General features: G+C 51.6%; 14 protein-coding genes. 5 read left to right on the top strand and 9 right to left on the bottom strand.

Translation table 11 applies throughout. The features are described from left to right. The 4 genes from KH813_RS04190 to rpmB all read left to right on the top strand — a co-directional run. The coding region (locus tag KH813_RS04190; RefSeq protein WP_303993615.1) for an NIL domain-containing protein at window positions 1-493 on the top strand (493 nt) is incomplete at its 5' end. Continuing rightward, complete coding sequence (locus KH813_RS04185; protein WP_303993612.1) at window positions 474-1,127, top strand: methionine ABC transporter permease; 654 nt, start codon at window positions 474-476, stop codon at window positions 1,125-1,127. The genes KH813_RS04190 and KH813_RS04185, both read left to right, overlap by 20 nt. Window positions 1,128-1,163: 36 nt before the next feature. Next, window positions 1,164-1,985 carry a MetQ/NlpA family ABC transporter substrate-binding protein gene (locus KH813_RS04180; protein WP_303993610.1) on the top strand — a complete coding sequence of 274 codons (822 nt, stop codon included), beginning with the start codon at window positions 1,164-1,166 and terminating at the stop codon, window positions 1,983-1,985. 84 nt (window positions 1,986-2,069) lie between these two features. After that, complete coding sequence (gene rpmB, locus KH813_RS04175) at window positions 2,070-2,258, top strand: 50S ribosomal protein L28 (protein ID WP_075939062.1); 189 nt, start codon at window positions 2,070-2,072, stop codon at window positions 2,256-2,258. Window positions 2,259-2,333: 75 nt separating this feature from the next. Here rpmB and KH813_RS04170 read toward each other — a convergent pair whose 3' ends face one another. The 6 genes from KH813_RS04170 to nhaA all read right to left on the bottom strand — a co-directional run bounded on the left by KH813_RS04170 (window position 2,334) and on the right by nhaA (window position 9,866). After that, window positions 2,334-3,323 (bottom strand): deoxyguanosinetriphosphate triphosphohydrolase, encoded by a 990-nt coding sequence (locus KH813_RS04170; RefSeq protein WP_303993606.1) that lies wholly within the window; start codon window positions 3,321-3,323, stop codon window positions 2,334-2,336. A gap of 8 nt (window positions 3,324-3,331) precedes the next feature. Then, the gene (locus KH813_RS04165; protein ID WP_303993603.1) at window positions 3,332-4,150 is read right to left on the bottom strand and encodes a pyruvate, water dikinase regulatory protein; all 819 of its coding nucleotides are present in this window, start codon (window positions 4,148-4,150) and stop codon (window positions 3,332-3,334) included. Then, complete coding sequence (locus KH813_RS04160; protein ID WP_075939065.1) at window positions 4,147-4,794, bottom strand: helix-turn-helix transcriptional regulator; 648 nt, start codon at window positions 4,792-4,794, stop codon at window positions 4,147-4,149. Before KH813_RS04160 ends, KH813_RS04165 begins: the two co-directional genes overlap by 4 nt. A gap of 60 nt (window positions 4,795-4,854) precedes the next feature. Continuing rightward, a complete protein-coding gene (gene ppsA / locus KH813_RS04155; protein WP_303993601.1) occupies window positions 4,855-7,242 on the bottom strand; it encodes a phosphoenolpyruvate synthase in 2,388 nt (795 codons plus the stop codon). 188 nt (window positions 7,243-7,430) lie between these two features. Continuing rightward, window positions 7,431-8,633 (bottom strand): tyrosine--tRNA ligase, encoded by a 1,203-nt coding sequence (gene tyrS, locus KH813_RS04150; RefSeq protein ID WP_303993598.1) that lies wholly within the window; start codon window positions 8,631-8,633, stop codon window positions 7,431-7,433. Window positions 8,634-8,684: 51 nt separating this feature from the next. Continuing rightward, a complete protein-coding gene (gene nhaA, locus KH813_RS04145) occupies window positions 8,685-9,866 on the bottom strand; it encodes a Na+/H+ antiporter NhaA (RefSeq protein ID WP_303993595.1) in 1,182 nt (393 codons plus the stop codon). Window positions 9,867-10,020: 154 nt separating this feature from the next. On the opposite strand from nhaA, the gene KH813_RS04140 reads away from it, so the two are divergent. Next, window positions 10,021-10,611, top strand: a complete 591-nt coding sequence (locus tag KH813_RS04140; protein WP_303993592.1) for a tetratricopeptide repeat protein — start codon at window positions 10,021-10,023, stop codon at window positions 10,609-10,611. A gap of 60 nt (window positions 10,612-10,671) precedes the next feature. Here KH813_RS04140 and rpmF read toward each other — a convergent pair whose 3' ends face one another. From rpmF to KH813_RS04125, 3 genes are all read right to left on the bottom strand, one after another. Next, entirely contained in the window at window positions 10,672-10,848 is a 177-nt protein-coding gene (gene rpmF / locus KH813_RS04135) for a 50S ribosomal protein L32 (RefSeq protein ID WP_060803419.1), read from the bottom strand. A gap of 15 nt (window positions 10,849-10,863) precedes the next feature. Beyond that, window positions 10,864-11,370, bottom strand: coding sequence for a DUF177 domain-containing protein (locus tag KH813_RS04130; RefSeq protein WP_303993589.1), 507 nt, complete (start codon window positions 11,368-11,370; stop codon window positions 10,864-10,866). Between the two features lie 190 nt (window positions 11,371-11,560). After that, window positions 11,561-12,137 (bottom strand): YgcG family protein (locus KH813_RS04125; RefSeq protein ID WP_303993586.1); only part of this gene is annotated, 577 nt, incomplete at its 5' end.

Below are 12,137 nucleotides of genomic sequence, written 5' to 3'. Positions count from 1 at the left end.
CATTAATCGCCAGTTGGGGCTGACCATCGTTTTGATCACACACGAGATGCAGGTCATTAAAGAAATTTGCAACCACGTCGCCGTCATTGAAAACGGTCGCATCATCGAGCAGGGCAGCGCGGCGGATCTTTTCACCGCGCCGCAGACGGCGACCACGCGTGAATTTGTCGGCTCGATTTTAAGCAATGATATTCCGGAAAGTTTAAAACATCTGCATGTTTCCCAGACACCGATTTCCGATGCCGATTTACTGGTTCGGTTATCCTTTATCGGCGACGTTACCGATGAGCCGTTGTTGGCGACATTGATTCGTCGTTTCGATCTCGAAGTCAGCATCCTCTACGCTACCATCGATTACATTCAGGACACCTCATTCGGTCGACTGATTGTGACGCTGGGCGGCAATGAGGATCAAATGCAGGCCGCCTTGGCGTGGCTGCGCACGTGTCCCATTGAAAGTGAGGTGATCGGTTATGTCCCCGCAAATCGTTAGCCTCTTATGGCAGAGTTTAGGGGAAACGATGTACATGGTGGCCGTTTCCTCCTTTCTCTCGGCTTTCTTCGGGATTCCGCTCGGGGTCTTGCTGCTCGTTACCGATAAAGGTCATATTTTGGAAAATGCCGCGATCAATAAACCGCTCGGCGCCGTCGTCAATATGCTGCGTTCGATTCCGTTTATTATTTTAATGGTCGCGATTATTCCGTTGACCCGTATTATCGCCGGTTCCTCGATCGGCACGACCGCCGCGTGCGTTCCCTTGACGCTCGCCGCGATTCCCTTCGCCGGACGCTTGGTGGAAACGGCGCTGAAAGAAGTTCCCTTCGGATTGGTCGAAGCCGCGCAGTCAATGGGCGCTTCCCCGTTCCAAATCATCTACAAAGTATTGGTTCCCGAAGCGCTTCCGACCATTATCGACAGCATGACTAACGTCGTCGTCAATTTGATCAGCTACTCCGCGATGGCGGGCGCGATCGGCGGCGGCGGCTTGGGCGATCTCGCGATCCGCTACGGCTACCAGCGTTTCCGTCTCGATGTAATGCTCGCAACGATTGCAATTTTGGTCATCGTGGTCCAATTGATTCAAAGTTTAGGCAATTATTTAGCACGACGTGTCAATAAAAAATAAATCTGAAAATGAAATAGTGAAATGGGGTAATTCATTATGAAACGACAATGGACAGTCTTATTTTTCCTGCTTTGCAGCCTGGCCGTACTGGCCGGTTGCGGTACTCAAAAAGAGCCGGCAAACGCTGCGCTCGGTACCCAAGAACGACCGCTCGTTGTCGGCGTAACGGCAGGGCCGCAAGCGCAAATTTTAGAACAGGTCAAAACAGTGGCCGCGCGTGACGGATTCGTCATTAAAGTGTCGGAATTCACCGACTTCGTCACGCCGGATCAGGCGCTTGCCAATGGCGAAATTGATGCCAACGCGTACCAACACCAGCCGTACTTGAACCATTTCAATAAAAATAACGGCGACAAATTAGTCTCGATCGGCAAAACCGTACTTTTACCGATGGCGCTCTATGCACCGAAATACCAAACGCTCAATGCCCTTCCCGACGGCGCGAAAGTGGCCATTCCGAACGACCCGACGAACGGCGGTCGCGCGCTCTTGCTGCTGCAGTCGGCCGGTCTGATCCAACTCGGCACGAATGACATCACCGTCACCGTCGCCGATGTCAAGGAAAATCCGCGTCATTTCGAATTCCTCGAAGTGGAAGCCGCGCAGGTACCGCGCTCGTTAGATGACGTGGATGCCGCCGTAATTAATACGAACTACGCGCTCGAAGCGGGACTTTCCCCGGTTGCGGATGCGCGTTTTGTGGAAACGAAAGAATCGCCGTACGCTTGTGTGCTGGCCGTGCAAAAAGATGCGAAAACCGACGCGGCGTATGCGAAACTTCTTTCCTACTACCAATCGGAACCCGTACGCGACTTTATTCACAAAGAATTCAAAGGCGCACTGGTACCGGCGTTCTGACTTGATGTTTTCCTTTACAACTGAATGCAGCTGTGATAAAATACTACTGTTGCTAATAACGGAACTTGCAAGGAGGTGTAGATAATGGCAAATTATTGCGAAGTTTGTGGTAAAGGTACGCAAACCGGTATGAACGTCAGCCACTCACATTTGAAAACGAAACGAACCTGGAAACCGAATATTCAACGTGTACGTGTTGTTCTCAACGGTCAAACCAAGCGACAGAACGTCTGCACTCGGTGCCTTCGTTCCGGCAAAGTGGAACGTCCTTAAGACAAACTGAAAACCGCCCTCGGGCGGTTTTTTTATACGCATTTTCAGACAATAAAAAGCCGCCCGAGGGCGGCTTTATTTAACATCCCAATAGCGAGGCAAAAACACGTCTTGATATAAACGAATCGCATACTCGTCCGTCAGACCGGCCACATAGTCGATCACCGACGTTGCGACCGGGGTTTCAATCGGTCGGTGTTCCTCCGGCAAGCGCTCGGGATCTTCCATATAGTAACGGCAAAGTTCCTGTACCAAGCGGTAACCGCGCTCGCGATCCGGCACCAGCGCCGGCGCCTGATACACATTGGCGAACATGAATTCGCGAAATATGCGCATGACCGCCTGCGTGGCATCCGGCATGATAATACTGTCCCGATCCAACGATGAATACACCAGGTCGCTCACCATCGCCGTGATCATGGATGAATGCGTCGTTCCGAAACGGCGCTTCACTTCCGGCGGCAAATCGTCCGCCGTAAGCATCCCCGCCCGCTCCGCATCATCAAAATCGTGGCATAAGTAGGCAATGCGGTCGCTGTAACGAACCAGTTGCCCTTCCAATGTCTGCGGCAGATTCGGCCCCGTATGATTCAAAATACCGTCACGTACGGCCCGCGTCAAATTCAAACCGGCGCCATGCTTTTCCAACACATCCAACACGCGCAGACTTTGCTCATTATGATGAAAATACCCGAACAGATCGCGAATCGCAAATTCACCGACATGACCGAACGGCGTGTGCCCCACGTCATGCCCCAAGGCGATGGCTTCCGTTAAATCTTCATTCAAGCGCAGCGCGCGCGCCATCGTCCGCGCGATTTGACTCACTTCCAATGTATGCGTCATGCGCGTGCGATAATGATCCGTCGGCGCGATATATACCTGCGTCTTGTGTTTCAAGCGTCGAAACGCTTTGCTATGCAAAATCCGGTCCCGATCCCGCTGGTATTCGGTGCGCAGAGGATCCTTATCCTGCGGACGTTCGCGCACGGCGTCACGGCTGTGGGCCGCGTGCGTCGCTAAATATTTGACTTCGCGTTCTTCGGTCACTTCACGGATTTGCATAGTTCACCTCACCTGTGTAAACGGCGGTTGCGTTCGATGATCTCCATGACCCGATTGGCCGTTTCTTCGATCGCTTTGGTGGATACGTCGATCACCGGACAGTGCAATTTGCGCATAATCTCACGCGCATACGTCAACTCTTCCCGAATGCGATCGAGCGCCGCATAGCTTGCCCCGTCGGCAAGTCCCATGGATTTTAACCGTTCGCTGCGAATCGTATTGAGTTTACCCGGATCGATAATCAAACCGACAATTTTATGGGAAGGCAGCTGGAATAATTCTTCCGGCAACGGCACTTCCGGAACCAGCGGCAAGTTCGCCGCTTTGATTTTTTTATGCGCCAAATACATGGAAAGCGGCGTTTTCGAAGTACGCGACACGCCGATAATGACGATATCGGCTTTTAAAAATCCGGCCGGATTTTTACCGTCGTCATATTTAACCGCGAATTCAATGGCTTCCACTTTTTTGAAATATTCCTGGTCGAGCTTGTGAACCATACCCGGTTGCATGCGCGGTTTGGTTCCGGCAATCGCTTCCACCGCACGCAACATCGGCCCCATGATATCGACCGATGTCACCTTGTATTGCCGAGCGATCTCTTCAAAACTGGAGCGCAGTTCTTCGGAGACGATCGTATGACAAATGATGCCTTCATTCGCCTGCGCTTCGCGCACCGCATCTTCGACCTGCTCTACCGTGCGGATATACGGCACCCGAATGATGTCAATATCTTCCTTGTCAAACTGGCTGATCGTGGCGCGTGCGACGTTTTCCGCCGTTTCGCCCAATGAATCCGAAAGCACATAAATTGTCGGTACTTTCATTTTTTCACTCCTCTTCCCTTGCCTCGACCGATATCCACCAACAAACGAGTCATCCCCGTCTTGGAAATACGGCCGCGCACCCGATAGATTTTTTCGCCCGCCTTTTCCGTAACATCGACTACCGGCAGACAATCCACCTCGTAATCAATCATTTTTTGTGCCGCCGATAACACATCGTCATTCATTTCCACATAAATCAGACGACTGCTGGACGTCATGACCAACCGCACCGGCAGGGTAGTGAGTTCCCGTTTGCCCATGGCTGCTTTAAGGAGGTCTTTGCGCGAAATAACCCCCGCCAATTCCTGTTGCGTGCCGACAAATAAAGTCCCCACGTCTTCCGTAAACATCGTCACGATCGCATCATATGCGGATGCGTCTTGCGGCACCATAACCGGTTGTGATAAACATTGCGAAACCGTCATCGAGCGAATTTGATCGGCCAAAAGATTATCCGATTCGTTTCCGACATAGAAATATCCCATCTTCGGCCGCGCGTCTAAAATCCCCAGCATCGTTAAAATCGCAAGATCACTGCGCAACGCTGCTCGCGTTACCGACAAACGTTTCGCGATCGCATGCCCCGAGATCGGTCCGTCCTCGCGCACCATTTCGGCAATTTTTTCCTGTCTCTCCGAAAGCACTTCGTTCTCACCACCTGACTCTATTATACAAAAAATGCCCCGTAACGGGGCATTTTTTTATTACCATTTAAGTTCTTCCTGATTGGCCACGCGACCTTTGCCGGTCACCGCATCCAACATAATACGCTGTTCCAGTTGCGCGACCATTTTCTTGGTCGCTTTGACCATATCCGGGTTAACCGATACGGAATCGATGCCTTGACTGATCAGGAATGCCGTGAAGTCAGGATATACCGACGGCGCTTGCCCGCAAATCGAAACGGTTTTACCGTCACGATGCGCCGTTTCGATCAAGTGGCGAATGGCACGACGTACTGCCAGGTTGCGTTCATCGTAAATGTGCGAAACGGTATCGTTGTCGCGATCGCAACCAAGGATCAGCATCGTGAGATCGTTCGATCCGATCGAGTAGCCATCCACAAATTCATTGAACTGATCCGCCAAGATAATATTGGAAGGAATTTCCGCCATCAGCCAAACTTTGAAGTCCGGGCCGCGACGCAAGCCTTCGGCCGCCATCAAGTCGGTGATAATACGAGCTTCTTCCACAGTACGGCAGAACGGAATCATCACGTTCAAATTCTTGAAGCCGTATTCTTCACGTACTTTGCGAACCGCCGCCAATTCCAACTTGAATGCTTCGATATAGGTGGGGTCGTAGTAACGGGAAGCGCCGCGCCAACCTAAGAGCGCGCTCGGTTCATACGGTTCATATTTGTCGCCGCCTTTGAGATCACGGTATTCACTCGATTTGAAATCGCTGAAACGCAAGGTGACCGGACGCGGCGCCATCGCCTGACACACTTTACGGATGCCGTCCGCCAAACCGTCGACCACGCGTTCCGGATGACCGATTTCGATCAGGTACAGCGGATGCTCATGGATGAACGTGGTCCAGATAAATTCTTCGCGCATCAGGCCGATGCCATCACACGGCAACTGCCCGTATTTTTCCGCCAAGTCCGGATCGCCGAGGTTCATGTATACTTTCGTACCGGTCGGCGGGAAGTATTCCGCCGCCACCGCGGTCTGCTCCGCTGCTTGCGGTTGTTTAACGAGGTCTTCGATCAGGCCGTCATAGACGATGCCGTTCGTCGCGTCGACCGTAATCATCGCGCCGTCCTGAATCGTTTGCGTCGCCGCATCACCGCGGCTCTGCGTACCGACAATACACGGAATGCCCAATTCGCGGCTGACGATCGACGCATGGCAGGTCATACCGCCCGCATCGGTAACAATCGCTTTCGCTTTCTTCATGGCCGGAACCCAGTCGGGAGCGGTCATTTTCGTGATCAGAATTTCGCCTTCTTTAAACGTATCAATCAGCGCCGGATCCAAGATAACGTGCGCTTTACCGCCCACGCGTCCCGGGCTGGCCGGCAAGCCTTTCAAGAGCGGTTTGCGATCTGTCGTATAATCGACTTCCGCCGGATTGTCCTGTTTCTTTTCTTTATTTTTCTTCGACCAAACGGTTTCCGGACGCGCCTGGAGAATTTTGATCGAGCCGTCGCGTTCATCGACGCCCCATTCGATATCCATGTAGCAGCCGTAATGCTTCTCAATCGCCAACGCATAGCGCGCGAGTTCTACGACCTGTTCGTCGGAAATGACCTGCTGTTTCGCTTTTTCCGGATCGACGTTTTGTTCGATGACGCCGCTGCCCGGTTTGCGGGTGAGCATAATCGGTTTTTCGTTGACATGTTTTTCCGTGATCGTGAGATCCTGTTTGTTGACAAGGAAGCTGTCCGGAGTTACCGTGCCCTGAACAACGTATTCACCCAAGCCCCAAGCACCTTCGATCATGATATTCTGATCATTGCCGGTAGCCAGATCCACCGTAAACATAACGCCCGACGCTTCGGAGAACACCATCATTTGAACGACGGCCGAAAGCGCCACTTCGAGATGATCAAAGCCCTGTTTTACACGATAGTACACGGCGCGATCCGTAAAGGTGGAGGCGTAGCATTCTTTAACGCGGTCAATCACTTCTTCTTTGCCTTTAACGTTCAAATAGGTATCCTGCTGACCGGCAAAGCTGGCATCGGGTAAATCTTCCGCCGTCGCGCTGGAACGAACCGCTACAAACGGCGCCTCTTCGCCGACTTTTTTAGCCAATTCATCATAGGCATTGCCGATAGAGTCTTGCAATTCCTGCGGCATTTTTGCGGCCATGATCGCTTCGCGAATTTGCGCGCAAACATCACGCAACTGCGCCGAGTCTTCCACATCCGTCAAATTTTCAAGCAATTCTTTTACTTTTGCATCCGCGCCGGATTCTTCCATGAAGTAACGATAGCCGTGCGCCGTCGTGGCAAAACCGTACGGTACCGGTACCTTCGTCTGCGAGGTAAGTTCGCCCAGGGAAGAAGACTTGCCGCCGACCAAATCGACGTCCGAACGACGCAAGTCGTCAAACCAAAGTACATACGCTTTTTCTTTATCCATTTTGCTCTCCTTTCAAAACCCGAACAGTAAAAGAGTATACTATATATCAAAGTCAAGTTTATAGTATATTCTATTTAAATTTCTGTCAAGCACTATTGATCGACTTTCAAGATTCGCATAAAGTTCGCTCAGCTATCCTGTTTTCGCATACAAAAAAGAGCTCCTGCGAGCTCTTTTTAATGACGGTTTCAACCCAAACGAATGCGACGATATTTACGCTTACCGACCTGCAAAACATCATCGTTTTGTAATGTGCAATTTTCTTCGGTGACCTTTTCGCCGTTAACGCGAACGGATCCCTGTTGAATCATGCGTTTGCCTTCACTGTTGCTCGAGACCATACCGGCCGCATTCAACAATTGCGGCAACCAGACTTCACCCGCATCAATCGAAAGCTCTTCGATCTCACTCGGCAGATCGCGCTCCTGGAAAACACGGACAAATTCCTGTTCCGCCGCTTCGGCCGCCGCGGCGCCATGGTACAGCTCGACAATCGTTTTGGCGAGCAGCATTTTGGCATCGCGCGGATGAACGCTGCCGTCTTTGAGACCCTGCGCCAGTTGTTCCTGCTCTTCGCGCGGCATATCCGTCACCAACATGAAGTAGCGCGCCATCAATTCATCCGGAATCGACATCGCTTTGCCGTACATTTCCGTCGGTTCTTCATCGATACCGATGTAGTTGCCGAGGCTCTTGCTCATCTTCTGTACGCCGTCCAAACCTTCCAAGAGCGGCATCGTGATAACGACCTGCGGCTCCATACCGGTTTCGCTTTGCAAATGGCGGCCGACAATCAGGTTAAACTTCTGGTCGGTACCGCCGAATTCGATATCCGCTTTGATCGCGATCGAGTCGTAACCCTGCATCAGCGGGTACATAAATTCATGCAGCGAAATCGGCCGCCCTTCGGTATAACGTTTTTGGAAGTCATCGCGTTCCAACATGCGGGCAACCGTATATTTCGCCGCGAGCGTCAAAACGTCGGCAAAGTTCATTTTACCGAGCCATTCGCTGTTGAAATGAACTTCGGTTTTATCGCGATCTAAAATTTTGAAAATTTGATCTTCGTACGTCTTCGCATTGGCCAAGACCTGTTCTTCCGTTAGCGGTTTGCGCGCCGCGCTTTTGCCGCTCGGATCCCCGATACGGCCGGTAAAGTCGCCGATAATCAAAACGATCTGATGTCCCAAGTCTTGAAATTGTTTGAGTTTGCGCAAGACTACCGTGTGTCCGAGGTGAATATCCGGCGCGGAAGGATCCAAACCCAATTTAACCCGCAGCGGCGTATTCGTTGCGACGGCACGCTCCAATTTTTTACGTAATTCATCCAGCGGCAAAATTTCCGCCGCACCGAAACTCATTTGCGCTAACTGTTCTTCTACCGATTTCATCTGCTACCTCCACTACCATTGTTAAACTACTGCTAAGTACTATTATAACCGTTACATCTGCCCGCCCAATGTCGGTCGGTGCTCACTCGGATCGGTCTTACGCGCGGCGTGCGCCAACACACCGTAGCCGGCCAGAGCCGAGAGAAGCGATCCGGCAAATATACCGATTTTAGCCTGATTCTGAAACGCCGGATTGACAAACGCCAACATCGTGACGAAAAGCCCCATGGTAAAGCCAATCCCGCACAAAATGGAACAACCGTACACATGCTCCCAACGAGCGCCGGTAAGCATGCCCGCATAACCCGTTTTTACCAAACCGTAAACCGCGGCGAAGACCCCGATCTGTTTACCGATGAACAAGCCTAATGTAATGCCGATCACCACCGGATCCAAAAGGTCGCCCCAGTGGAAACCGTTGAAAGATACGCCGGCATTCGCGAATCCGAAGATCGGCAAGATGATGAAAAACACAGGTAAATGCAATGCTCCCATCCAGGCGTCGAGAATATGCATCACGCCACCGGATTTCGTTTTCGCGGTCAGCGGAATCGTCAGGGCCAGAACAACGCCGGCAATCGTGGCATGCACGCCGGAACGCAGGAAGCAATACCATAAAATAGAACCTAATATAGCATACGGCACGGCGTTACCCACCTGGCGACGATTCAAAAAGAGCAACATCGCCACTATAACCGCACCCACCAAAAGATAGGTGAATGCCACTTCATTCGTATAAAAAAATGCAATAATTAAAATCGCCAGTAAATCATCAATAATCGCCAACGCCGTCAAGAAGATTTTAAGCGAACGCGGCACGCGTTTCCCCAGCAGTGCCAAAACGCCTAATGCAAATGCGATATCGGTCGCCGCCGGAATCGCCCAGCCGTGCGCCGTATCACTTCCCAACGGATTAAAGATGAGGTAAATCGCTGACGGAATGACTAAGCCGCAGAAAGCGGCAATCCCCGGCAACATGCGTGCGGAACGTTCCCGCAAATCTCCCTCATAGATTTCACGCTTAATTTCCAAACCGACATATAAAAAGAAAAATGCCATCAACAAATCATTGATCCAAAGTAAAGGTGTAAGACCGCCGAAAGGCTGACTCAAAAAGCTGAAATAGGAAACCGCAAACCCGCTATTCGCGATCGCCAGTCCCAATGCGGATGTTATCATCAGCAGAATCCCGCTCGACGAATCCGCCTGAATAATCTTTTTTAAACTCGTCATCCTCTCAACCACCTTTACGCGCCGGCAGAGTATCAGCATCATTCATAATACGTACCGACACAGTACCAGTATAACTCATGTATAATTATATATAAATAAACTTTTATATTTTGTATAAATATTTTTTGTATAAGATCTTTATATGGAGGCAATTATGTCATACCTGCTTGTCATCTTGCTTTGTCTTTGTCTGAGCGGCTGCGGACAGGAAGCGCCGCCCGCACCGCCCGCGGCGACGAACGCCGAGCAAACCCCCCCGCAACCTCCAACCACTTGGCGGGAAGGCGTCACAAGCATGCAGGTGGGAGATTACGCCGCTGCCGAAACGCAATTTACGGAAGCGATCAAAGCCGCCCCGCAGGATTACCACGCGTACGCCGATCGCGGTTTGGTGCGCGCCTTGGCTGAGCGTTACGAAGAAGCGCGAAAAGATCTGACCCGCGCCTCCGATTTAGCGCCCGGAATACCCGCCGTCGAATATAATTGGGCCATGTATTATAAGTTACAAGGACAACTTGACGGCGCCTTCGCCCATTTCCAAAACGTGCTGAAAAAGGAACCGAAAAACGCTTGGACATTGTACGGCATCGCGACGATCTACGCCGATCGCGGTGAAACAGAGCCGGCGCTTACCTATTTAGAGCGCGCGATTGCGGCGGATCCGACCGTTGCCGATGCGGCGCGCTCGCAGGAGCACTTCCGCTTATTTCATGAAAACGCGCGTTTTCAAAAACTTATTTCATAATCCGTCTTACGAGACAGTATAAAAAAAGGAATGGAAGTCTCCATTCCTTTTTTGTCGTCCTTACTGCACATCCATTACGGCTTTGCCTTTGTAATGACCACAATATTTGCACACACGGTGCGGCATGATCATCTCGTGGCACTGCGGACATTCAATCAAGCCCGGGGCCGTCAATTTCCAGTTCGCGCGACGACGATCGCGACGACTTTTCGACATTTTACGCTTCGGTACTGCCATGGTTGCACCTCCTCTTTACTCGTTCCTGCTACTTTGCTTCCAGGCAGCTAGAGCCGCCCAGCGAGGGTCGATTTCCGTATCGCTGCAATCGCAAGATCCTTCATTCAAATTCGTTCCGCAGTGCGAACAAAGACCTTGGCAATCTTCCCGACACAGCACTTGAACCGGCTCCTCAATGAGCAACGTATCCCGAACAAGAGATCGTACATCCACGGTCAGGCCGTCGTATCCAAGTGCATCCGCATCTTTTTCCGGTTCGCGGACGAATCGTTCATAAACGGGCACGCGGATCTCCCGTTCAAATTCATCCAAGCAACGTGTACAAACGCCTTGCATGCGAGTGGTTAATTCCCCTTCCCAATGCAAGCGTTCCCCATCATACCAATATTCACCGCGGATTTCCACGGGCGCCAATAAGCCTCTCAATTCCGGATCATCCGCAAATTCTTCCTGCGGCAAAGTAAACGCATACGCAATACGTTCTCCGGGATGAGCGATGGCGGCATCAATGGATACTTTCATGCTGAACCTCGACTTTCTTATTATAGCGATTCCACCCTTTATTGTCAATTGAGAGGATACTTTTCCACGTGAATATAATTACATCTATTCTAACAAAGTAAACCTGTGATGTAAACGTAAGCGGCCCGGTCACTGCGCAAAATCATTTTTCCAACTACAATCAAAAAGGCGGAGTGATCTCCGCCTCAACTTACCATGATCGGCCGGCACCGCCACCGCCGGAGCTGCCGCCTCCGCCACCGCGGAAACCGCCCCCGAAGCCGCCGCCACCGCCGAAACCTCCCCCGCCGCCGCGCGAGAAAAACATCAGCAGCAGGATACGCGTCAGACGACCGCGATTAAAGATACCGTCCAACATCAGAACCCCGATCAGAAACGCCAGCGGCCATACGGAACCACTTTGCCGTTCCGGTTTTTCAACCTTTCCCGGTGTGCCTAAATCTTTTTCCGTGATGCCGTATTCCTGCATCGTCACGCCGATCAAAGCGCCATAGGTTTGCAAGATGCCCTGCTCGAATTGATTTTGCTTAGCATACGGGATAAAGTACCGATCTAAAATCTCGCCCGCTTTCGCATCATTGAGCGCGCCTTCCAAACCGTAACCGACTTCAATGCGCACCTGCTTGGCCGACGGTACGACCAGGAGCAAAATCCCGTTGTTTTTTGATTTATCGCCGATGCCCCAGCGTCGAAACAGCTCGGTCGCATACATTTGCATATCCCCGTCGGGAATGCTTGGCATGGTCGCTACTACGACCTGGGCACCG

The organism is Negativicoccus succinicivorans (assembly GCF_018373335.1).
Classification (GTDB): Bacteria; Bacillota; Negativicutes; order Veillonellales; family Negativicoccaceae; genus Negativicoccus; species Negativicoccus succinicivorans_A.
Note: the sequence above shows the minus strand (reverse complement) of the source record. Positions and strands in the feature narration are given on the sequence as shown.

Bases quoted from the DNA above. Each gene is read 5' to 3' on its own strand.
- ppsA (WP_303993601.1), bottom strand. From the start codon at position 7,242: ATGGATAAAGAAAAAGCGTATGTACTTTGGTTTGACGACTTGCGTCGT.
- KH813_RS04140 (WP_303993592.1), top strand. From the start codon at position 10,021: ATGTCATACCTGCTTGTCATCTTGCTTTGTCTTTGTCTGAGCGGCTGC.
- nhaA (WP_303993595.1), bottom strand. From the start codon at position 9,866: ATGACGAGTTTAAAAAAGATTATTCAGGCGGATTCGTCGAGCGGGATT.
- KH813_RS04130 (WP_303993589.1), bottom strand. From the start codon at position 11,370: ATGAAAGTATCCATTGATGCCGCCATCGCTCATCCCGGAGAACGTATT.
- KH813_RS04165 (WP_303993603.1), bottom strand. From the start codon at position 4,150: ATGAAAGTACCGACAATTTATGTGCTTTCGGATTCATTGGGCGAAACG.
- tyrS (WP_303993598.1), bottom strand. From the start codon at position 8,633: ATGAAATCGGTAGAAGAACAGTTAGCGCAAATGAGTTTCGGTGCGGCG.
- rpmF (WP_060803419.1), bottom strand. From the start codon at position 10,848: ATGGCAGTACCGAAGCGTAAAATGTCGAAAAGTCGTCGCGATCGTCGT.
- KH813_RS04185 (WP_303993612.1), top strand. From the start codon at position 474: ATGTCCCCGCAAATCGTTAGCCTCTTATGGCAGAGTTTAGGGGAAACG.
- KH813_RS04170 (WP_303993606.1), bottom strand. From the start codon at position 3,323: ATGCAAATCCGTGAAGTGACCGAAGAACGCGAAGTCAAATATTTAGCG.
- rpmB (WP_075939062.1), top strand. From the start codon at position 2,070: ATGGCAAATTATTGCGAAGTTTGTGGTAAAGGTACGCAAACCGGTATG.
- KH813_RS04180 (WP_303993610.1), top strand. From the start codon at position 1,164: ATGAAACGACAATGGACAGTCTTATTTTTCCTGCTTTGCAGCCTGGCC.